General features: G+C 53.5%; 27 protein-coding genes. 25 read left to right on the forward strand and 2 right to left on the reverse strand.

What is annotated here, in order from left to right; all coding sequences use genetic code 11:
* The 10 genes from FO488_RS00150 (at nt 1) to FO488_RS00190 (ending at nt 6,155) form a co-directional block, all read left to right on the forward strand.
* Nucleotides 1–927: a ParM/StbA family protein gene (locus FO488_RS00150; protein ID WP_149208664.1), complete on the forward strand. Its 927-nt coding sequence runs from the start codon at nt 1–3 to the stop codon at nt 925–927.
* A 5-nt stretch (nt 928–932) separates the two neighbouring features.
* A complete protein-coding gene (locus FO488_RS00155) occupies nt 933–1,247 on the forward strand; it encodes a hypothetical protein (protein WP_149208665.1) in 315 nt (104 codons plus the stop codon).
* Between the two features lie 163 nt (nt 1,248–1,410).
* Nucleotides 1,411–1,701 carry a helix-turn-helix domain-containing protein gene (locus FO488_RS00160; RefSeq protein WP_149208666.1) on the forward strand — a complete coding sequence of 97 codons (291 nt, stop codon included), beginning with the start codon at nt 1,411–1,413 and terminating at the stop codon, nt 1,699–1,701.
* A gap of 82 nt (nt 1,702–1,783) precedes the next feature.
* Complete coding sequence (locus tag FO488_RS19225; protein WP_168205806.1) at nt 1,784–1,945, forward strand: hypothetical protein; 162 nt, start codon at nt 1,784–1,786, stop codon at nt 1,943–1,945.
* Nucleotides 1,946–2,339: 394 nt separating this feature from the next.
* A complete protein-coding gene (locus FO488_RS00165; RefSeq protein ID WP_149208667.1) occupies nt 2,340–2,876 on the forward strand; it encodes a lytic transglycosylase domain-containing protein in 537 nt (178 codons plus the stop codon).
* Nucleotides 2,877–2,900: 24 nt separating this feature from the next.
* The gene (locus tag FO488_RS00170) at nt 2,901–3,620 is read left to right on the forward strand and encodes a DUF2786 domain-containing protein (RefSeq protein WP_149208668.1); all 720 of its coding nucleotides are present in this window, start codon (nt 2,901–2,903) and stop codon (nt 3,618–3,620) included.
* Between the two features lie 43 nt (nt 3,621–3,663).
* Nucleotides 3,664–4,275, forward strand: coding sequence for a hypothetical protein (locus tag FO488_RS00175; protein WP_149208669.1), 612 nt, complete (start codon nt 3,664–3,666; stop codon nt 4,273–4,275).
* Nucleotides 4,276–4,908, forward strand: coding sequence for a hypothetical protein (locus tag FO488_RS00180; RefSeq protein WP_149208670.1), 633 nt, complete (start codon nt 4,276–4,278; stop codon nt 4,906–4,908).
* A 1-nt stretch (nt 4,909) separates the two neighbouring features.
* Nucleotides 4,910–5,284, forward strand: coding sequence for a TSCPD domain-containing protein (locus FO488_RS00185; RefSeq protein WP_149208671.1), 375 nt, complete (start codon nt 4,910–4,912; stop codon nt 5,282–5,284).
* Nucleotides 5,274–6,155: a radical SAM protein gene (locus FO488_RS00190; RefSeq protein WP_149208672.1), complete on the forward strand. Its 882-nt coding sequence runs from the start codon at nt 5,274–5,276 to the stop codon at nt 6,153–6,155. Before FO488_RS00185 ends, FO488_RS00190 begins: the two co-directional genes overlap by 11 nt.
* Before the next feature lie 140 nt (nt 6,156–6,295).
* Here the strand turns inward: FO488_RS00190 and FO488_RS00195 are convergent, their stop codons facing one another.
* Both FO488_RS00195 and FO488_RS00200 read right to left on the reverse strand, forming a co-directional pair.
* Nucleotides 6,296–6,712 carry a type II toxin-antitoxin system HicB family antitoxin gene (locus tag FO488_RS00195; RefSeq protein WP_149208673.1) on the reverse strand — a complete coding sequence of 139 codons (417 nt, stop codon included), beginning with the start codon at nt 6,710–6,712 and terminating at the stop codon, nt 6,296–6,298.
* A 13-nt stretch (nt 6,713–6,725) separates the two neighbouring features.
* Nucleotides 6,726–6,914: a type II toxin-antitoxin system HicA family toxin gene (locus tag FO488_RS00200; RefSeq protein ID WP_149208674.1), complete on the reverse strand. Its 189-nt coding sequence runs from the start codon at nt 6,912–6,914 to the stop codon at nt 6,726–6,728.
* Nucleotides 6,915–7,557: 643 nt separating this feature from the next.
* Here FO488_RS00200 and mobF point away from each other — a divergent pair.
* The 15 genes from mobF (at nt 7,558) to FO488_RS00275 (ending at nt 19,828) form a co-directional block, all read left to right on the forward strand.
* Nucleotides 7,558–10,410, forward strand: a complete 2,853-nt coding sequence (gene mobF / locus FO488_RS00205; RefSeq protein WP_240732294.1) for a MobF family relaxase — start codon at nt 7,558–7,560, stop codon at nt 10,408–10,410.
* 19 nt (nt 10,411–10,429) lie between these two features.
* Nucleotides 10,430–10,663, forward strand: coding sequence for a hypothetical protein (locus tag FO488_RS00210; protein ID WP_149208676.1), 234 nt, complete (start codon nt 10,430–10,432; stop codon nt 10,661–10,663).
* Complete coding sequence (locus tag FO488_RS00215) at nt 10,653–10,883, forward strand: hypothetical protein (protein WP_149208677.1); 231 nt, start codon at nt 10,653–10,655, stop codon at nt 10,881–10,883. Before FO488_RS00210 ends, FO488_RS00215 begins: the two co-directional genes overlap by 11 nt.
* 306 nt (nt 10,884–11,189) lie before the next feature.
* The gene (locus FO488_RS00220; protein WP_149208678.1) at nt 11,190–11,756 is read left to right on the forward strand and encodes a hypothetical protein; all 567 of its coding nucleotides are present in this window, start codon (nt 11,190–11,192) and stop codon (nt 11,754–11,756) included.
* Nucleotides 11,757–11,816: 60 nt separating this feature from the next.
* Nucleotides 11,817–12,134 (forward strand): ribbon-helix-helix protein, CopG family, encoded by a 318-nt coding sequence (locus FO488_RS00225; RefSeq protein ID WP_149208679.1) that lies wholly within the window; start codon nt 11,817–11,819, stop codon nt 12,132–12,134.
* Nucleotides 12,131–12,679, forward strand: coding sequence for a hypothetical protein (locus FO488_RS00230; RefSeq protein ID WP_149208680.1), 549 nt, complete (start codon nt 12,131–12,133; stop codon nt 12,677–12,679). Before FO488_RS00225 ends, FO488_RS00230 begins: the two co-directional genes overlap by 4 nt.
* 15 nt (nt 12,680–12,694) lie before the next feature.
* Complete coding sequence (locus FO488_RS00235; RefSeq protein ID WP_149208681.1) at nt 12,695–14,572, forward strand: type IV secretion system DNA-binding domain-containing protein; 1,878 nt, start codon at nt 12,695–12,697, stop codon at nt 14,570–14,572.
* Between the two features lie 137 nt (nt 14,573–14,709).
* Complete coding sequence (locus FO488_RS00240; protein ID WP_149208682.1) at nt 14,710–15,606, forward strand: hypothetical protein; 897 nt, start codon at nt 14,710–14,712, stop codon at nt 15,604–15,606.
* Between the two features lie 4 nt (nt 15,607–15,610).
* Complete coding sequence (locus FO488_RS20515; protein ID WP_205743392.1) at nt 15,611–16,087, forward strand: RNA-guided endonuclease TnpB family protein; 477 nt, start codon at nt 15,611–15,613, stop codon at nt 16,085–16,087.
* Between the two features lie 214 nt (nt 16,088–16,301).
* The gene (locus FO488_RS00250) at nt 16,302–16,700 is read left to right on the forward strand and encodes a phospholipase D family protein (protein WP_240732091.1); all 399 of its coding nucleotides are present in this window, start codon (nt 16,302–16,304) and stop codon (nt 16,698–16,700) included.
* A 267-nt stretch (nt 16,701–16,967) separates the two neighbouring features.
* Complete coding sequence (locus FO488_RS20520) at nt 16,968–17,255, forward strand: DUF3775 domain-containing protein (protein ID WP_370514296.1); 288 nt, start codon at nt 16,968–16,970, stop codon at nt 17,253–17,255.
* Nucleotides 17,256–17,386: 131 nt separating this feature from the next.
* Complete coding sequence (locus FO488_RS00260; RefSeq protein WP_149208684.1) at nt 17,387–18,319, forward strand: hypothetical protein; 933 nt, start codon at nt 17,387–17,389, stop codon at nt 18,317–18,319.
* A 104-nt stretch (nt 18,320–18,423) separates the two neighbouring features.
* Complete coding sequence (locus FO488_RS00265) at nt 18,424–18,702, forward strand: type II toxin-antitoxin system RelE/ParE family toxin (protein ID WP_149208685.1); 279 nt, start codon at nt 18,424–18,426, stop codon at nt 18,700–18,702.
* A 16-nt stretch (nt 18,703–18,718) separates the two neighbouring features.
* Nucleotides 18,719–19,015, forward strand: coding sequence for a HigA family addiction module antitoxin (locus FO488_RS00270; RefSeq protein ID WP_149208686.1), 297 nt, complete (start codon nt 18,719–18,721; stop codon nt 19,013–19,015).
* 117 nt (nt 19,016–19,132) lie between these two features.
* Entirely contained in the window at nt 19,133–19,828 is a 696-nt protein-coding gene (locus FO488_RS00275; RefSeq protein WP_149208687.1) for a hypothetical protein, read from the forward strand.
* Nucleotides 19,829–20,157 lie beyond the last annotated feature (329 nt).

Here is a 20,157-nt window from a genome sequence, read left to right on the forward strand (position 1 = left end):
ATGAACCTGATCACAGACGTAGGCTTTGGAGACGTGAAATTCCTATCAGACGGCGTGCCCCAAAAATTCCCAACCATCATCATCCCGGAACCTATCAACGCCGGGGGGATTGACTTCGGTGAAAACATGGCCCAGGTCTACGAACACGGAGGCCTGCGCTACATCACCGGCAACGACGCAATAGAGGCAATCAAGGCCGGTGCCGAAGGCGGCAACATCCAACGGAACACCACCTGGCTAGTCGGTCGTATGCCGATTCTGACCCGGCATGCGGCATATCTGGCCGGCGTTGAGGATCTGAAAGATGCCTCGTTGACCATCGGCCTGCCACTGGGCGATTTTCGTGCCCTGGAGGGGAGGGTCAAGGAGATCCTCCAGCCGCTATTTGCTGACGTAACCGTCTTGAGTCAGGGGGTCGGCATTCTGGCCGATCATGTGTCGCGCCATGAGCACCCGGGATCAGGGACGATTCTGGACATCGGCTTTGGAACGGCCATCGTCCTTACCTATCGGGACGGGAAGCCTACGAAGGCGGGAACACAGCAGTACACAAGCAAGGGGCTCTCAGAGGCAGCCAAACGTCTCAAGAAGCGCATTCTCTCACTGACGGGTACCGACATACCCCTACCCGAGGCGAACGCCTACATAGCCCAAGGAGGAAACATATTTCGCGGCAACGGAAAAGAGATCGATCTGGCTCCGCTAATCCACGAGGCCTTAGCCAGCTACACCGAGGAATTGGTGAACCTGCTCATGTCCAACCACGACACGTCGCTCAACCGTGAAAACACTATCATCCTAGCAGGCGGCGGAGCCTACCACGTTGAGCGGTACCTGAACGAGTCCTATGACGGCCAGATCATCGTGCCGCCCAGTCCCGAATATGCCAACGTCAGAGGCTACGGCTATCTGGTGAACGGAAGGTAAGCGCCATGGCAAAAGTTACAGTCAAGGTCTCATTCGAACACACTGACCCTCTGTACCGGTTTCTCTCAACGTACGGCGAACGGTTTGGCCACGGCGGGGCTTCCGTCACGGCCCGGCTTATGCTCGACGCAGCATTCCAGTCGGCACCATCGCTCAACCCGTTCGAGAGATTCCCCGAACGGCGGCCTCAGCTGCCGCAACCGGGGCAGGCGGCAGGCGAAACGATGGCAGACGACCGAGGGCCGGCACCGGAGGAAGTACCGGACTCGGGCCGGCAGGACTTGCTTGCGGCGATCAAGCAGTTCCAAACCGAGCTTTAGACTGTCGGGCCTTGTTGAGCCTCGTTAAGTTTCAGGTAAGACCCGACGAGACTTATTAAGCCCCTTCGATGCCTAAAAGAGCTTGAACGAAGGCCCATAAAGCCCTGTCAAGCCTCAACAGGACTTGTGTCCGTAGGCCAAGTATACGAAACGAGCATATTTTATGCAGAACTGTATCCAAGCCGAACTACGGAAAATCCGGCTCAATATCGGTTTCAGCATCCGGGAGATGGCCGCTGATTTAAACCTCCACCCGGCCACCTACCAGAAATACGAAGATGGCTCTCGGACCTTGCCGGCGGAAGTTCTGAAAATGGCCTGTGAGTTGAAGCAAAAGGTTGACGAATTCATGGCCGGCATGCCGGCACGGATCGACGCCAGGATAGAAGAAGATTACCCACACGGGATACCAGGCAGGGGAGGATCGGATGTTCAGGAGATTGAGAAGCAATAAAGGATCGGTAGGCGGTGCGCTGATCGTAATTCTCGCTGCGGCGGGATGTTGGTACGCCTACAGGAGCTGGAAGGCGGGAAACTTGTCCAACGACCTCTCCGCCATGCTGACGGATTGCCAGCGGATCACCGGCCAAGTGACCATGACCGCAACCGACCGGACTGTGCTTGACCAGGCGTATGCCACCATCGCCCAGATCGCGGCGAAGTACCGAATCTCGACACCAACAACGCCAACACCATAGGAGGCCCACATGGCGACTGCAATTGACCATGAAACAATCGTTTTCTCCCTTTTCTTGCTGTTTGCCGAAATCGGCGTCGGCCGCAGTCTACGCCTGCGGAGGCCTCAACAACTGGCGCATGGTCGCCTACTGGACGGCCGCGTCGGTCCTCACCTACTCGGTGACATGGTGACGGCATGTGCGTGACCATGACTTGTAAATGCGGCCATGCTGCCGACCTAGACGAATTCTGCCGGACTCCTATAGGTGGTGACTTGCCACCGGGTTACTTCCAATGTCCGGGGTGTGGTTATGCCTTTCGGCGGGTGGAGAGCGAGCACCGGCTTCTACGAGCGGGTGACGAAGCGATGATTATCCCCGGCAAGGTGGATCTGGTACCAACGGAACGGAGACTATGAAAGCACAAGGCATCATCATAGCGGCAATGCTGGTGATCCCGGCCTTCTCCCACGCCTTCTGCTTCGAGGAAGCGGGCCGGGAATACGATATTTCCCCGCTCCTCCTCTGGAGCATCGCGAAGAATGAAAGCGGGTTCAACCCAAAAGCGGTTGGTCGGAACGCTAATGGCACCTTCGATTATGGTGTGATGCAGATCAACTCCTCCTGGGCAGCCACATTGGGGCCTGCCCGCTGGAACGCCCTCGCGGATCCCTGCACCAACGTCCGCACCGGCGCCTGGATACTGAGGCAGTGCATCGACCAGTACGGATATGACTGGCGTGCTGTTGGTTGCTACAACTCCCGGACGCCTGCCAAGCGGGATCGTTACGCCGCGAAGATTGAGCGAATTGTCCGAGACGTCCGCAAATATGTCCGGCCAGTGCAACCAGTGGCAGATTTGCCACAACCGAAAAATGGAACAGCGGCTGCCGAAAAGCCCTGGGAGCTGGTGTTCGGCAAAACCGACGAAACCGAACGGGTAGTACAGTGATGGCAAAGCAATGTGAGGTGGACAATGAGCAAACAGAAGATCATCGAGCGTATCAAGAAGTTGCTGAAGCTGGCCAACAGTAGCAACGAACACGAAGCGGCTGCGGCAGCAGCAGCAGCTAAAGCCCAGGAACTCCTTTCTCAATATAACCTTGACGAGTCCCTGCTCTCTGAAGGAGGTGAGGATTCCAAAGCAGCCGGCATGGCCAGTGTCAAAACTCTTATACGTCTGCCGTCATGGGGATACACGCTTGCCTCAGCGGTCGCGGCAGCTTTCGATTGTGATTATTACCACTGTAGCGGAACGGGCGACATCTGTTTTATTGGCGTGGATCTCGACCATGAAATTGCGAGCTTCACCTTTGAATATCTGTTCAAGACCATCAGAAGCCTCTCCACCTCGTTTATGCGTAAAAGCCAGCAGCGTAGGTTGACGCCAAAGGGGCAGATAAGGGTCAGGCGATCCTACTGTCAGGGATGCACTGAGGTCGTGTGCCGGGAACTCCAGGAGCAGGGTATGAGAACCCCCGTCACCACGAAAGCGTTGGTGCCTGTCAAGAAGGCACTGATCGCTGCGGAGATGGAAAAGATCGGCATCACGACGTTTGATCTCAAAACAGAATCCCTTAGCCAGCGGGCATACTGGACCGGTCGACGCGATGGCGCAAACATCGACTGCGGCCGTAAAGGGCTCCAGGGCAGCAACAAGCCATACTCCATGATTGGAGGTGGCCATGCCCAGTAACTTTAGTGTTTATAGGCAGTTCCTTGGATGTTCGGAGAGTGAGATGAATGAATTTCTTGGCCCACCTGCGATGGAATGGCTGTATAGGCAAAACCGCCAACTTATTTACGAGATAGACGGAAACCCAGTCACATTCACGTTAGACAACGGCCGGGTCAATGAAATAGGCCAGCTTGCGGAACGCAGGTTTCATCGTCGGCTTGAGCCAACTGAAACAACCCGAGTGATTATCAGAACTGATAACTCGATATTTGAGGGGGTAATTGATGATGTCTCGGAGCGTAGCATTGCGATAACTATAACAAACGTGCTTGATTCTCCAGAAGAACAAGTAAAGGTTACAATTTGTACTCAACTACGTACTTCTCAGTTAGTAAAGAAGTGCATCGTCCTGGAAGGCAAAATCCATTCACGTAGAAACTCTGCCAGCCAAAAAAAGATAATTATAATATTCACCCAAAAGGGAACGCATTCGCACCAGATACTTCGAGAGTTCATTAACTATCATTTGGCTGTTTTGTCTTTGAAAGGGCACATCGCTCTGCCCAACTCGGCCACATCAGGCCAGACCACAATTAAAAGTGATTGGTGTGGATACTGCCCTGACCAGTTATGCGAAAAAACGACAAATTTCCATTTTAGCAAGGAGTTCTAAATGTCAAATAACCTCATAATCGGCGGTCCCCGTACAGGCAAAACATCTCTTCTCAGAAAATACTTCCTGGAAAATTATGACGGCGGGCCGTGCATCATCTTCATGAGAGAAGCTGAGGGCTCAACACTAAAGACATGCCTTATTGGTGACGGGCTTTCGGAAACAGATTTTCTGCACCTGCGAACAAGCGACATGATGAATTTCTCTATTCCCAAAGTAATTCCCCCAATCGTTTTTCTAACCGTCAGCGGTGAATTTAACGGCGAACTCAGCCAAAGCTTTAAGGATATGGTAGTTGCCCTTGTAAAAAAAATGCCTATAAGCACAGAAATTTACCTGGATGATGCGGGATATTGGGGGGAGGATGTGCGGCTATTTGCTGATTGCAACTTGACCGCAATCTATCAGTCAATGAATCAGCTTTCCCAAATAATTGTTGAACACGAAAAATTCGTTGACACCTTCCAGTTCATAACATTTTTCGCAAATAACGACACAAAAACACACGAGCTGGCCCGACGCTGCATGTTCAAAAAGGAGTTACCTGTTACGGCTGATATAGGACACGTTATCCGAAATTTGCCTAGACACTGCTTACTCCTTGCCGGCCCACCTTCGCAAATCGAGCTATAGAATGGCAACTTTACAGCCCAAAGCCCTGCCCGGCACCACCTACGAAATGCCAACCGCATGCGGCCCGATCTACGTCACGATTCTTCGCGATGCTGATACCGGTCGTCTTCATGGGCTCAAACTCCGCTTCGGCAAGAGTGGCGGCTGCGGTGCCGCCTTTGCCGACGGCATGGCCAGCGTTGTCAGTTCTGCTCTACAGGCTGGCATGGAGCCCTCCCTGATCTCCAGGGATCTTGGTGGCATAAATTGCCATCTGGGGAATAACACCTGCATGCACGCCGTCGCATGCGCATTCGCTGAAGAGTTGGGGATTCCACCAGAAGACAACAGCCCTTCGGGTGTACCGATTATTGAGGATTCATATTATGGAGAATAAGACGGCTTCCGCTTTTGACAAATACCGTGGCGGCCACGGGACCAAAGAATGGGCCGAAGAAACCTACAGCATCGGTACAGGGTGCGCCCACGGCTGCCTGTATTGTTCCGTCAGAAGTAGGCAAATGAGGCTGAAACGTATCGGCTCGCGTGAAGAATGGTTGGCGGAGAAGATAAGACTGAAAGCCACCGGAATCAAAGCTCTGCGAACTGGAGTGATCATGTTCCCCTCGTCCCACGATATCTCACCACACTACCTCGATCATTCCATCGAGGCACTGCGGCAGACGTTGGCCGCTGGCAACAAGGTGCTGATCGTCTCAAAACCACATATTGAGTGCATCAGGACCCTGATCGGTCAACTTGTGCGATATAGGCACCAGATACTGTTCCGCTTCACCATCGGCGCTCTAGATGAAGACCTTGTCAGGTTATGGGAACCCTATGCGCCGCCCCCGGAAGAGAGGCTGGCGGCATTGGAGTACGCCTATGCAGCCGGTTTCAACACATCAGTCTCGATTGAACCCATGCTGGCAGGCGTGCAAGAGACACTAAAGGTAGTCGATGCGGTCTCCCGGTCTGTCTCGGAGACCATCTGGATCGGAAAAATGAACAGGATTCGCGAACGGGTTGATGGCATGAACAAGCTGGAAGTCGCCCGGGCCGTGGAGCTCCTCATGGAACAGCAGACGGACGGCGATATTCTCGAACTCACCACGCTTCTCCAAGACAACCCCCAGATTCGCTGGAAGGACTCCATCAAGAAGGTGTTGGCCAAGCACAGAAAAAAGCACCCGGCTCAAGAGCTTCTGCATAGCTGTATGGAGGGGATTCGTAGGCTATGGTCGCCCCTGGGAAAAGACGGTTTTTAGGACACGATTACATCGAGGTCGAGACGAGGGGAGAGATACCCCGCGTTACAACATAGCAGGCCGGGCAACAGGGCCGAGACAGTCAAAGACAGTAACGCTTCGCTCTGTCCATTCGTTTCACTCATAAACGCGGACAAAAATCAGATGACATCAACCACAAGCTTCTTTCCGAAAATCGCCAACGCTGTCTCGATCTGCTCGATCCGGCTCTTGTGCCGCAGAGACAGAAGTCGGTCCACCAGAGTGGGAGCCAGGTTCAACATACGTGCGAGATCCGCTTTCTTTTTGCCAGCGTCCAACATGGTGTTGTGCAGGATCACTTTGCCGGCAGCTACGACCGGCAGCACAACAACAGGGCGTCCATTGGCCGGAGACGGATATGGAATACGTTGCCGATCGTCCATATACGATTCCAGCATGGTTTCGAGAGCGTCCTGTGCCCAAACGAGAGCCTCGGTTTCATCATCTCCCTCGGTGATCGCCTCGGGAATGTCGGGAAAAGTAACCACAAACCCGCCTTCTTCAGCAGGTTCGAGATGTACGGGATATGCCAACACGCTTATCACCTCCTTATTTCAGGCCGAGTTGCTTTTTGACACCCTCAACCAAGCCCTTTTTCAACTCTCTGCCATGTCCATGCATCGGCAGTTCGCTCTTGCGGTCGCCGAGTTTCACGATCAGATGGCCGCCACCGCCCTTCTTTGCCTCGAAGGTGCATCCTTGTTTCTCCAACCATCTTTTCATTTCGGCGCTGTTCATGAACTAAATATAAACAAATATGTTTATAAAGTCAATAAAAAAATAAACATAAATGTATATTTTTTGCGGCCACTTTGTTGGCCCGTCGAGGCTTGGCAGGCATTGAACCCGTTTTTACATACCTCAAGACAGGTCTTTACAAGCCCCTTTAAGCTCCGACACGGCTTAAAGGGGCTTGTTGGGGCTTGCGAGGTCTCCCGAAAGGCCCCGTCAGGGCTTATCGGGACTTAAGAATCCCCGTAAAGGCCCGTCAGGGCTTTACGGGAAAAGATGTTTTTGGGGATCCATGGTGTGCGGACAGCGTCCGCATCGTCCACAAGTCCATAGGCCATCGGGCCGTAAGCGAAAGACTAGCTTTCGCGGGCCGATGAGGCTGTGGACCCTGTGGACGAAAGAGCAGTTGGTTACATTCAGACCTGTCCACATTGTTGGTAACTCCAGCGCACGAAGGAACCGCAGGCGAGTTATCAACATTGTGGGCAGGTCGTCCGGCACCCGAAGGGGCGACGACTCGCGGCGGTTTGCGAGCCGTCGGGCGTAGCCTGCCGTAGTGGGGACCCGCCGGAGGCGGGTTCGTTTTTCGGAACCGGTCGCGGAGCGACCCCGCGCGAATTTTTTACCCAGGGGGAATTACTTGAAACCCATGAAGATTACGGCTGGCAAGGCGGCCGAATACTATTACCAGGCCGACCCCGTGTTCGGCGACGGTGCCCAGGGTAATGGCGTCTGGCTAGGCGGCGGAGCCGAGGCCCTGGGCCTTGCCGGCACAGTGGACCTGGAGCAGTTTACCAATCTGCTCTACGGTATGAGTCCAGACGGCACCGACCGACTCGTCGGCAAGCCAGCCGACCACCACAAGAACGCCGCCACGGACATCATTCTTGACTTTCCAAAGTCCATGTCGCTGATCGCGCTCTATGACCCGAAGTTCCGTGAGGGGCTCAAAGAAGCGTTGCGGGAGACGGCACAGCACGTGGACCGCCACATCTACGGCCGTCAGACCAGAGACGGCGAAACTGAGCTGGTCAAGGGCAAGGGCGTTATGGCGCTCTACTTCCACAGCACTAGCCGCGCCAACGACGTCCACATGCACGGTCATCTGGTCAACCTAAACATGGTTCAGCGGCCAGATGGCAGTTGGTCAACGTTGGAGAATCGACCGTTGTTCGTGGCTCAGAAGGAGAATCAGCAAGAATTGTACAGCCGCGTTGCGGTCTTGGCTCGTGAGTGTGGCTATGGGATAGAGCTCTCCCGCAACAAGGGTGGCATGATTGTTCCGGAGATCGCCGGAGTCTCCCGGGAGGTGATTGAGCAGTTTAGCAAGCGGTGGTCTGACATCAAGGAAGCGGACAAGTTGGCCTCTGTGCTGGCCCAGAAACTACCAGGACTGAACGAAAAGGACATCAACGAGCTCGTGCAGCTCCACACCAAGGCTGAGAAGAACCTTGCCGTCACTGAAGATGAAATGGTCAAGGGCCACACCATGCAGTTAAGGGCCATGGGGACCTCCCCCGAGCAGTTGCTCATCACTGCCAAGGAACTCGGTTCCACTCAGAAGTTATCTGGAATGACCGCCCGTGACTACATCAAAACGGCCACAACGGACCTCGTGGAACATGAATCCGTTGTTAGTGGCTCAAAAATCGTTTCTGAGGCGGTCAAGATATCGGTAGGGGAAATGACCAGGCCTGAACTTGAAGCGGCTTTCCAAGAGGCACGAATGGCCGGAGAATTCGTCAACTACGGTAAGGACCGGTTCTCCACACCCGAAATGCAGCACATGGAAGTTATGGTTGCCGAAACTGCGGTACGCGGGCGGGAGGCCTTCACTCCGCTCATGTCGCCGGAGGCTGCCCGGGCGGCGGTGGAGGACTTCGAGGCGGCCCGGGGGATCAAGGCCACGGACGGCCAGACCCGGTCCATTGAGTATGTTCTGACCGGGAGTGGAAGGTTGATGTTGATCCAAGGGGACGCCGGCGCCGGGAAGTCCACGGCCTTCGCAGCGATATTCGCATCCCTGAAGGATCGGGAAGATGTGACGGCCCGGGGTTTCGGCTTCCAGGGTAAGGCCGCCGCCGAGTTACAGCGCAGCTCCGGGCTGTCGAGCCAAACCATAGATTCCTTCCTGCTTTCCAAGCCGACCGAAGATACCGGCCGGCAGCTCTGGGTTGTGGACGAGGCCTCCATGGTTGGTAGCCGTCACTTGCACGGCATGATGGAGCGGGCACTTCAGGAAAACGCCCAGATCGTGCTTGTAGGTGACGGCAAGCAAATAGCGGCTATTGCCGCCGGCAAATTGTTCCTGGACTTACAGGAGCATGGGCTGGTGGAGAGCTCGCGTATGGAGGAAATACAGCGGCAGAAGACCGGCTACACCAAGGAGATCGCAGCGCATTTGAAGAACCATGACGTAGGCGCCGCCTTCTCGGTCTTGGACCGCGAAGGCAACATCTACGAGATAAAGGATAGGGAGGAGCGAATTCAGTTCGCAGCCGAGCGGTACGTGGCGGCCGGCAAGGACGCACTGATTATGACCGTCACCAACCGTGACCGGAAAGACCTGATCGAGGCAATCCGCGCCATGGAGAAGGCATGTGGAAGAATCGGAGAAGAGGATCACGTCTTCAACGTCCGGACGCCGGTTAATCTCATTGGCATCGACAAGAGGCTAGCAGCCTCGTACGAGCCGGGCAACATGGTATTCCTGCGGGATGACGTTGCAGGCCTGCGGCGAGGGAGCGAGGCGCAGATCATCGAGCGTGACACTGGCAGCAACACGATCAGGGTAAGGGATGTGGGCGGCCGGGAGCACGACATCGACCTGCGTCGGCATGGAGGAGACCTGTCGCAGTTTGAGGAAAAAGCGACACCGTTCAGCATTGGCGAAAAGGTCATGTGGACCAAGAATGACAACAGCGAATATGGGAAGAATAACAGCCTGAAAAATAGCGTCGCCGGGCATCTTCAAGTGTTTAATGATGACGGGACATCACAGATTCTGACTGAACATGGCAATCTGGTCAAGATTCAAATGGAAGGTGCCTACATTACCAATGGCCAGGGGGCCACCATCGACAAGGCCCAGGGGGTAACCGCAGAGTTCTGCATCACAATGATGCCGTCCGACGCGCCGGCAGAGCTGCTGTCTGAAAATAAAAACTACGTGGCCATGACACGCATGACCCACGAGCTGGAACTGATAACGGACTCAAAAGAAGACCTGCTGGAGATGGTCGATGATCCGCAAATCAAGACATCCACACTGGAGCACATGTCACAGCGGATTGCAGAACTCAAGGAGAGCGCGGAACAGTCCCTGGCCGACCAGAGGGAAGAACTAGAGCACCTGACCGATCAAGAGACATCAGCGAACCGGCAGATCGACCGACAACTGCTCCTGGAGCAGGAGTTGAATATTACTGATGCAGTCGAGAAAGAACATGAGCCTGTTCATGATCATGATCACGGTCATGATGACATGGAAGTAGGCCTATAACAACCTGGAGGAAAAGACCATGGCAAAGCAGAAACCAACGGCTGATGAAATGTTGAAGCGGGCACAAGCGATGCTCAAGAAGGCGTCGGCTGCCAAGAAGGAGGAAGAGAGGGCAAAACTGGTCAGGCTAGGCCAGCTCTTGACGGATTGTCTGAATGAGAAAATTACCGTGGAGCAGATGCTGACCGAAGCAAACGAAGTCGCAAGGCTTACGGGTGCAGGTGCAGTCAAAGGTGCAGTGAATGAAACCTGAAAACGACGCCTGTGAACGGATCAAGGGCATGCTTGCGAAGATCGAGCAAGGAACGATCGAGCCGTATGAAGGATTCAGAAACATCCGCTGGCACGCCGACTTGTACATGGTGTGGGCAGATATGACCGGACCGGCTCCCCGGCCTGTGGTTGAGGAGCCGGGGAATGCTGATGCAGGTCAGGCTGAATTTGCCGATGTCAGGCTCCACGTGGAGAGGTAATCGATGGCTGAATTATCTGCTCCACAACTGGCATATGGGCGTTCCCCCTTCGGGGCCGTTCTGGCGGTCTGCGACCCAAGCCTCGCATGCCCCCGCGAGTCTTGGCCCTGCGGGCGCCGGCCACTGAACGCAAAACCTCTATCGAGCGTAAGCCCACGGCCCAAAGCGGCAGGCCGCGAACTTACGCTCGAAGCTTCACTCCCTCCAGTCGCAAAGCTAACCCAAAATCTCTCGTCCACAGGGTCCACAGCCTCATCGGTCCACGAAATCCGGTCTTTCGCTTACGGCCCGATGGCCTATGGACTTGTGGACGATCATTCCCTGCAAAAAAAATGCAGGGAATGGAAGTCAAAATCAACACCGAATAACCTGACAAAATTGTCGATGTTTGTAGGTTCACATTATTCAAGCTGCATTGTTGACGATGTTGAAAACCGCTTGTCGTCCACAGGGTCCACAGCCTCATCGGTCTGCGAAAGCTGGCCTTTCGCTTACAGACCGATGGCCTATGGACTTGTGGACGATCATTCCCTGCAAAATACCGCAGGGAATGGAAGTCATAATCAACACCCGAACACCCGAGTTGCGTTGCTTTTTGCTCTACGTTCCAAAGGGGAATTTATTCCCCTTTGGAACCCTTCCGACATCTGTGACAGCAGCATCAAAAATCAACACCTCAAAACCGAAATTCAAAGGCAGGAAAGTGGTCATTCTGACGATGAAAAACAGACAACGGGAAACATGGCACCCCACGCAAGCTCGCGCATGCCATGTAAGGCAAAAATCTGCACCAACACATCAAAATCATTAAATAAATGTTGGCTGCCACGTTTTGAGGGCGTCGGCGGCCAAATGGCAGCCGATTGTTTTTAACAGTTTGAAATATCAAGTAATTTGTCGGCTGCCGTTTGGCCGCCAATTTCAGGGGGAAACATGACCAAAGCAAATCGAATTGTGGTGCGGTTGGATGATGAGACTGATCGGTTGCTGTCAGCATTCGCCGGACGGCGAAAAACGAATCGTGCAGACGCCGTGAGAGAAGCCATAAAAATGGCGGCCAGCGATGCGGGTCCACAGAGGGTCGCGGACCATCTCGAAGAGATTGTTCGGCGATTGGCAGACATGCCAGCGATAGCGAAAAACATGCTGTCACTTTCGGCCCAAATGGGCGACATGGCAGAGGCGAACAACGCCAATACGGATCGCATTGCTGGCATCCTGAAAATACTCCTCGAAAGGACAAAGCAATGAGCGATGAATTGGAAAAGCTTTTTAAAGAGAACCAAGCGAAAGCCGAGGCGAAACCGGGTGAAAACGAACCGGAGGAAATGGAGCGTTTGCGGCTCGAAGTGCTTGCTGCGGTTGCTAAAACAAAGGAGGTGTGCACGGCGGGAGAAGCGGCGTTGAGTGACGCCTATACCAAGCTCGAAACTTTTGCGACGAACAAGATCCCGCGGCTGATCCAGACGAATGTGGAGGCGGTGACTCAAGTTGAAATAAAGGCAGCGGTGGAAGGGATTATGCGGCCATTGAGCGAGGGGATCATTGGCACGGTCCGTGACGTGGAAGTTTGTCGCTCACGCCTCCGGGGGCTGTCCTGGAACTGGCGGCTGTTTGTTGGCCCGGTGGCCATGGGGTTGGTCACAGTAATTGTCGGCGGGTGCCTGGTCTTTTTCGGAGTACTTGGCGATCTGCGGCGGTATGCAAATTGGGGCCGAAAGGTGGAAGAAAAGATCGACACCTATAGTCCTAAAACGCGAGAGGTTCTGTTTCAGGATTTCGGCGGCAGACCATAACAGGGAGGAGGAAAGATGGCTCGATATGGAAACGACAATGTGATAGACGGCACCCTGTCACAGACCACCCGGATGCGGATGCGGTGGCAGGGGTTCAAGATCCGGCTGATTGTGTCTCTCTCAGTCGGAATTATGGCCGGAGCCGGCGCAATCTTTTTGAAGCCGCCGCGGCCAGTTCCGATTCAGGAACTGGGACCGGAGGCGCATGTAGGTTTCATAGACCAAGTGCAATGGAAACTGGCCGAGCATAATGTTCCGAAGGTCCAATTTCCCCGCATACTTCATATCGTGGCCGACCTGCCGGAACAGTATAGGGAAGCGGGGCTGTTGTTGGTAATTGCTGCGGTAAAAAAATACTGGATGCAGTTCATGTGGTATCTGGGTGCCGGACTGAGTGCCGGGGTCATCACGTACTGGATGATGGTGCGGAGCTCTCATAAGGAAATGAGGTCTCGTACTGAGGATCAATATGTGCGTGGGTCGAGGCTTGTCAGCGTTGATAGGCTGACCAAGGAAACTAGACGGGAGGGTTCCAGACTCCAACTGGCAGGGGGCTGGGTGCCACAAAGTCACGAACTTTCTCCGTGGTCATTTGTGGGGAGACCTCGGATTGGTAAAACCGTTGCACTTAAATCACTGCTCGATCAGGTGATGGACATCGGTGCGAGGATAATTTTTGACTCAAAGGGGGATATGATCGTCAGCCATTACCGTCCCGGGGATTTAATCTTCGCGCCAGCAGTCGATCAACGGTCACTCACGTGGACTATCTTCAACGACATCACATCGGTTTCGCAGATCGCAAGCATCGCCGCGGCGCTGATCCCGGAAGGGACCGGAAACAACAAAATGTGGGCGGTGGGTGCGCGAGAGGTCCTGGAAGGACTCATACTTCATGCATTCTACAAAGGAAAAAAGACGAATAGGGAGTTGTGGAATCTCTGCTGCCTCGACCCGGAACGAATGCACGGAATCCTTAGCGAGACTCCGGGGGCGGAACGGGCGGCCGGCATGCTGGCCAACCCGAAATCGAATACGGCATATTCGTTCTATGTCTCGCTGATTGCGTTCCTCAAACCTATTCAGTTGCTGGCCAAGATGGACGGCCCGTTTAGCGTCAACGCCTGGCTCAATTCCGATCCTGCAAACAGCATTTTCATCGTGGCGACGCCCGAGCATCAGGAGGCGCTCAAGCCGGTCATGAGCCTGTTCCTCTCAATGATGATCAATTCGCATCTATCGATGCCGGACGATCTGGACCGGAGGATCTGGTACTTTCTGGACGAACTCACAATTCTGCCGAAGATCGAGAAGCTCATCGACGCCATCAACTTTGGGCCAAGCAAGGGGCTCATCTGTATCCTTGGATTTCAGGCGCTGCAGCTACTCGATGAAATTTACGGCCAACGGAACAGGGAGACTCTCTGGTCAGCGGTCGGCACCCATGTGATGTTCTCGGTTGGAGAACGGGCCACCCAGATGAAGATATGCGAGGCGATCGGTGAGATGGAGGTCCTGGAGCATCGGAGCACCATGTCGATCGGAATCACCGATAGCCGCGACGGTGCGTCGGCCATGGAGCAACTCACCAAGCGGGTCCTGGTCATGCCAGACGAGATCAAGGATCTGCCAAAGTTGACAGCGTATCTGAAAATCCTGGGATTTCCCGCTGCGAAGCTCAAATTCACCTACAAGCCATATAAGAAGGTCGCAGAGGGACTGGTGCCCGACCCAGGCTTCAGCATAGACGAGTTTATCCGCGAGTTGGTGGCCCTGAAACGCCGGGCTGGGACAGTGGAACAGGAAGTGTCCAACGAATTGGAGCGGACCAGGGAGCGCGCGGCCGAGGAACAGCAGGCTATGGAATCTGGAGGAGAGGTATCTGAATGGTAGAGCGTTCCGAGGGCGGCAATATGAGGAGGCAGCTGAGAAACTGCTCGGTGAGAATCACCTGGATGCTTGGCGCTGGAATGCGGCTGAAGCCATGCCAGCAGTACCTGGAAAACAAAATATCGACAAGGAGGCAGCACATGAATAGATCATACCGTCTGATAGTGATCGGATCGTTGTTAATGGCAGCTCTTACCGGAGGATGCGGCGGTGGTGGAGGAAATACTCCTCAAGCGACGCCGGCAACCCCCGGTACACCGGTGACGTCGCCGGTGGCGAGGGCGAGCGATTTCACTGGGAGCTGGTCGGGAACGTACTCGACGGGCGCTGGTGTGGGCACGCCGGTCACTTTCTCCCTCGTTGGTATTAATGCGGCAAATACCGTGACCGGCAACGTCTATTCGGCAAACCTTTCGGGCACTTTCACCGGCGTGCTGGATGAAAGCGGCAATGTCTCCGGTGTTGTGGCGAACATGATCGACGGGCAATCTTGGACCCTACAACTGGGGATCCTCGGCAATGTGTTGAGCATCGTCAAGATGACTTATGGTGCTGCTTCGCTGGGGGCAGGATCGTGCACGGCCACTCCGGCGTTGACCGTGAACATGGCGGGTTCGTGGAAGGGCACCATGATGCAGAAGAACACAACAACAGGCCTCCCCATTGTCGGGACGACCCAGGACGTAAATGTCGAACTTGCTTATGATGGGTCGGGAGGATTCATTGGGGCAATCGTGAGTGATAAGGGGCTTGCGGCAAGGGTGAAGTTTGTTGCCCTGGCGGGATACTGGGCGTGCTATATTGACCAGGCGTCATCATGGGGTACATACATCCCTGCACCGCAGACCGGAACCATTCTCACGGAGGGTATGATAGTCTCCACAGCGTCGATGCAGCAGTCGTTTGCGGACAACGCCGCAGCACCAACAGGCATGGCCTCAATTGTGCTGTCCGATTCATACCCCACTGGAACCTATGCACCCAACGGCTCAGAATATATCGGGTACATTGAATTTTTGATGACATTGACGAGGTAATACAATATGCACAGTCAACTACCCCGCGCAGGAGTCCCCTTACGTAAGGTGGGGGAGGAAGCGCGGCAATAAAGAATCACGCTTTGCCAGAGATGTAAACCACTGCATAAGCAAAAGCATCGTGGCCAGAGCGCAAGGCACCGGCAAGGGAATCGCGTTGGAAGACCTGACGCACATCCGCAGCCGGATAACGGCTAGACGCTCCCAGCGGGCCACGTTGCACAGCTGGTCGTTTGGGCAACTCAGGGCATTCATTATGTACAAGGCAGAGGTTTTGGGGATACCAGTCTCCTTGGTGGACCCAAGAAACACGAGCCGGGAATGTCCTACTTGTGGCCATACGGCCAAAGAGAACAGAAAAAGCCAATCCAAGTTCTTATGCACGTCCTGCGGACATGCTGGTGTCGCAGACGTGATCGCGGCGGGCAACATTGCCCGTCGGGCCGAAGTCAGCCGGCCAAACGTAGCGAAGGCGGCTTAAAGCCTTTAGTTACAAGCCCCGTTGCTTGCGGCGGGGTCGTTGACGCCGAGTAAGATCCTCTGCGACAACATAAATAGTCACCGGAGGTCCTCATGAGACTCGCAATCCTCATAGTAACCTTGCTCATCCCCACTGCGGCCATAGCTGTACCCGTCCCGATCACTGGGACGGCTGAAGTGTATTTCTCCCCCGGGGTGGTGCCGCTGAGGCGGTAGTGGCGGAGATCAATCACGCCCGGCAGGAGATACTTTTGCAGGCCTACAGCTTCACCTCGAAGCCGATCGCCAAGGCGCTCCTGGATGCCAAGAAGCGTGGCGTGAGGGTAGAGGTGGTTCTCGATAAGAGTAACGCGACTGCTAAATACAGCGCTGCGACCTTCCTGGCCAATACCGGCTTCCCGGTACTGATCGACGCTGAACACGCCATCGCCCACAACAAGGTCATAATCATTGACCGGGCAGTGCTGATCACCGGCAGCTTCAATTTCACCGCCGCCGCCGAGGATAAGAACGCCGAGAACCTGCTTGTCCTGAAAGGGGACAGAATTCTCGTAGAAAAGTACATCAAAAATTTCAACGTGCACAAGGCCCATTCCAAGCCGTTCATGAGGTAATGTTTTCATAGACCCCACCACGCTTCCTCCCCTGACTTGTGTCGGGGAGGAAGCGTAATAAGTGACTAAACCTGCTTTGCCTTTATGGCATACTGCTAGCTATTAAATTGTAGACATTTCTCACATTAATGGCTTAGAGTTTTTTCCTTGTGGCAGCACCATTGAGGTCAATATGCCGAGGACGATACATGTCATTCATCGAATACAACAAGCCGTTTAAATGCAACGCAGATCTTATTGCCCATCTTCGCGACAAAGGGCTCTCAGTTGCTTCAGAACCGGAAGCGTTGGACGTCCTGCAGAAGATTACCTACTAGGGGTCCCCACAGAAAACGTAAGCTGGTCGACTTTGTTTCAGGCTTGAGCTATGAACAATCTATGGATATTGTTGCCATCATGTATTCTGGGCGTGGTGACGGCACGTTTTCAGAAATGCGAGAGTATGTCGACAACTTTAGCCATGAACAGTGCATGAATGTAATCCATGGCAAATTTGGCCGATTAGCTGAATACTTGAAAAGAGGCCTTGCCAGGTTGAATACCTCAGGGAGCTAATGCTGACGGGTTATCAAGGAGTTGGGCAAATTGAATATAATGATCGATATACGATCCCTTTAAAAATATTGGTCGAGGTGCGGCAAACTCTGACGTTCAGACCGTGGATGGTGTCAAAGGAGGATAATTAATTGTCGTTTTCTTCAAGCAGTTCAAAAGATCCCTACGTATACCGCTACGACGGTTTCGAAAGTCTTTGGAAGCAAAGATCAAATGACAAGGTATTGCGTGGTAGACGCAGTACAGGGGATGAATCATACCGTCATGATCAGGTAAGGGAGGCCCACAGCTCTATTGCAGAGGGTAGTGCTGTCTTCCGGCTTTCGTTTTGGTTAAATCTGGAAATTGCCAAAAGCCAAGTAAATTACCTGCATCGGCAGGGTTCTGTAATTCAGCGCATCAAAGCAGATCATCCCGTATTAGGGCACTTTCAACGTGGAGAAGACCAGCATCTCCCCGGCAAAGCAGATCTCTACTGGGCTACAATGGCTATTAATGAAGAAAACCCAGACTGGTCCCCAATTGGAATACCACATGACGATATCGAGGTACTGCTACCGGATAATACCTGGCTACCTATGGGGCAGGCAGGGGGATTCCGGGACACAGAACCGGGATGGGAGATTTTCTCTGATGGAGGAAAGAACCTCCTCCAGATCAAGCAGGGACAAAGTAATGATGGGGATTGTTGGGTATTTATCCGCCAACGTTCTGGGTTAGGGGGCTCTGCCTATAATGACTCAACGATGTTGACTTCCCCGATTGAAACTTTTGTGAAGGCGCATGCGTTGCTACCGGATAGATGCCGTTGGGGGTATGCTTTGGAAATGCCGGATTGCGTGCTAGCATTTGAGTTTTTTCCTCGATTCATGCAGCGCAAGCGTGCTTGTTTAGCCGGCATCGCAGACCGTTTGTTTAAAATAGACCGTGGGTGGGAGGTTAAGGTTGGGGGCGACTTCACAAGCCTGGATCAGGCTACTACCTCAAATCTCTATAGCGGGTTAGGGTGTGCCCATTTGTTGATACGCGGCGGCAACTGGACCTGTTTTCCCGATGCGAAATAATTGAAATTGTCAGCGGACCAACAGCCATTGGCATAGTATTAAACCAAGGTAAAGATATGCATTTTATGTTTGACGTAAAGCATAATATAAAGTAGACTACAACCATGATTCGTTCATTCGCGTGCAAGCATACCGAAAAAATATACAACGGTGAACGGATACCGCGTTTTCAGGCTTTTGCCCAACAGGCTGAGAAAAGGCTCCAAATACTTGACAGTGCCACCTGCATTGAAGACTTGATGAATCTTCCGAGTAATCGTTTCGAGGCATTGAGTGGAGATCGAAAGGGGCAGCAGAGCATTCGGATTAATCAGCAGTGGCGCTTATGCTTCGAGTGGCGCGAGGATGGACCGTACGACGTCGAAATTGTTGATTACCACTGAAAGAAGGAATGGTTTTATGAATGCTATGCGCCCCATACACCCCGGGGAGGTTCTGAAAGACGAGCTTATCGAGATCGGGATGAGCGCCAATGTTTTTGCAAGATTATTGTGTGTGCCCACCAACCGGATCACGGCCATACTGAATGGCGAACGGTCTGTCACTGCCGACACAGCGCTTCGGCTCTCTCGATTTTTCGGGACGACCCCTGAATTCTGGCTGAACCTCCAGACTGCTTACGATCTTAAGGTTGCGAAGCAGACATCTGGTGAAAAGATTGAACTTGATATTACCCCAATGAAACAGGCGGCATAATGCAGATGGACGAATTCTTCGTTGAGTTGAATAAAATAGTCCAGGAGTGGGAGTCCGGAACCCGTGACGCCGAGCGTGCCATGGAGATCATCTCGGGCCTATTACGGGAGGTGGACAGTGCTCAAAGATAAGATTGTGGTCAGTGGCTTGATGATCGTCGTGGTGATGATGCTGGGAGGGTGCGGCAGCAGTTTCAAGAACGTCAATTCAGTCTGCATCGAAGGGCCAACTGCCTCCTCAATCTCTGCACCCCGGAGGGTCGGGGTCTTGGTCGTGGGAAGCAAAACTAAAAAATCGACAAAAATTGCAGAACGTCATCTGGTTGGCGCTCTCAGAGATTCAGGCCTGAATGCCCATGCTGTCGAACAATCCAGCGCAGTAGGGGCTTTTTTAATGAATTATGGCGCGCTTGGTCGTTCAACGGCTGAGGGTATAAATTCTCCCTGTACGGCAAATCTGGGCAATCTCAATAAGATTTTCGAGGACGAAGGAATAGATACCCTTATCGCCTACGATGGCACAGAAGAAGGAGAAGCTACGGTTTTTGGCACGCTGGTTGGCTTTGCAGATGCTGCGGCAAATGTTGGTTTATCAGCAGCGACGAGAACCGTAATACCCCGTTCAACTCCAGCAAAACAGACCTATAACGCAGTAACAGTTAATCACATATCGATCATCACCCCAGACGGCAAAATATCACGCTATGTAAGCGGTGTGCTCCCCCGCCAGAATGAACGGCTTTATGAATCGGAGCGAGTCGAAATCGCAAAGCAATTGTCAGAAATTATCATAAGTAAAGAACCGGCAAAATAGTGGGATATCGAGGATAGGGAGATGAATAAAACAAATAGGGCTGAACCCGTCAGAGGGAAATTGCATTCTTCCTTGATCGCTGTGTCGGTATTGTTACAGGCCAGCCTAGCCCCGGGGGTGATAGTCGGGCTCGCCTTCAGGTGCTCGCTCTACACATTTATTGTCTGCCTCGCGGTGATTTCCCCGCTAGTGCTAATGGCACTCTGCGGGTGGGCCACACATAGGCGATTGTACCGAGGCGCACGAAGTGGAATGCCGATTTGGCCGTTATTGAAGTATGCAGTGCAGTCGGATGAGTACCGGCAGTTTCCATCATCTGATCCGTGGTT

Source organism: Geobacter sp. FeAm09, from assembly GCF_008330225.1.
GTDB lineage: Bacteria > Desulfobacterota > Desulfuromonadia > Geobacterales > Pseudopelobacteraceae > Oryzomonas.

Excerpts from the sequence above, each read along its gene's own strand:
- FO488_RS00270 (WP_149208686.1), top strand. The coding sequence starts at position 18,719 with ATGAATGCTATGCGCCCCATACACCCCGGGGAGGTTCTGAAAGACGAG.
- FO488_RS00265 (WP_149208685.1), top strand. The coding sequence starts at position 18,424 with ATGATTCGTTCATTCGCGTGCAAGCATACCGAAAAAATATACAACGGT.
- FO488_RS00215 (WP_149208677.1), top strand. The coding sequence starts at position 10,653 with ATGAAACCTGAAAACGACGCCTGTGAACGGATCAAGGGCATGCTTGCG.
- FO488_RS00200 (WP_149208674.1), bottom strand. The coding sequence starts at position 6,914 with ATGAACAGCGCCGAAATGAAAAGATGGTTGGAGAAACAAGGATGCACC.
- FO488_RS00160 (WP_149208666.1), top strand. The coding sequence starts at position 1,411 with ATGCAGAACTGTATCCAAGCCGAACTACGGAAAATCCGGCTCAATATC.
- FO488_RS00175 (WP_149208669.1), top strand. The coding sequence starts at position 3,664 with ATGAATGAATTTCTTGGCCCACCTGCGATGGAATGGCTGTATAGGCAA.
- FO488_RS00180 (WP_149208670.1), top strand. The coding sequence starts at position 4,276 with ATGTCAAATAACCTCATAATCGGCGGTCCCCGTACAGGCAAAACATCT.
- FO488_RS00235 (WP_149208681.1), top strand. The coding sequence starts at position 12,695 with ATGGCTCGATATGGAAACGACAATGTGATAGACGGCACCCTGTCACAG.
- FO488_RS00170 (WP_149208668.1), top strand. The coding sequence starts at position 2,901 with ATGAGCAAACAGAAGATCATCGAGCGTATCAAGAAGTTGCTGAAGCTG.
- FO488_RS00210 (WP_149208676.1), top strand. The coding sequence starts at position 10,430 with ATGGCAAAGCAGAAACCAACGGCTGATGAAATGTTGAAGCGGGCACAA.
- FO488_RS00155 (WP_149208665.1), top strand. The coding sequence starts at position 933 with ATGGCAAAAGTTACAGTCAAGGTCTCATTCGAACACACTGACCCTCTG.
- mobF (WP_240732294.1), top strand. The coding sequence starts at position 7,558 with ATGAAGATTACGGCTGGCAAGGCGGCCGAATACTATTACCAGGCCGAC.
- FO488_RS00165 (WP_149208667.1), top strand. The coding sequence starts at position 2,340 with ATGAAAGCACAAGGCATCATCATAGCGGCAATGCTGGTGATCCCGGCC.
- FO488_RS00225 (WP_149208679.1), top strand. The coding sequence starts at position 11,817 with ATGACCAAAGCAAATCGAATTGTGGTGCGGTTGGATGATGAGACTGAT.
- FO488_RS00185 (WP_149208671.1), top strand. The coding sequence starts at position 4,910 with ATGGCAACTTTACAGCCCAAAGCCCTGCCCGGCACCACCTACGAAATG.
- FO488_RS00190 (WP_149208672.1), top strand. The coding sequence starts at position 5,274 with ATGGAGAATAAGACGGCTTCCGCTTTTGACAAATACCGTGGCGGCCAC.
- FO488_RS00230 (WP_149208680.1), top strand. The coding sequence starts at position 12,131 with ATGAGCGATGAATTGGAAAAGCTTTTTAAAGAGAACCAAGCGAAAGCC.
- FO488_RS00240 (WP_149208682.1), top strand. The coding sequence starts at position 14,710 with ATGAATAGATCATACCGTCTGATAGTGATCGGATCGTTGTTAATGGCA.
- FO488_RS00150 (WP_149208664.1), top strand. The coding sequence starts at position 1 with ATGAACCTGATCACAGACGTAGGCTTTGGAGACGTGAAATTCCTATCA.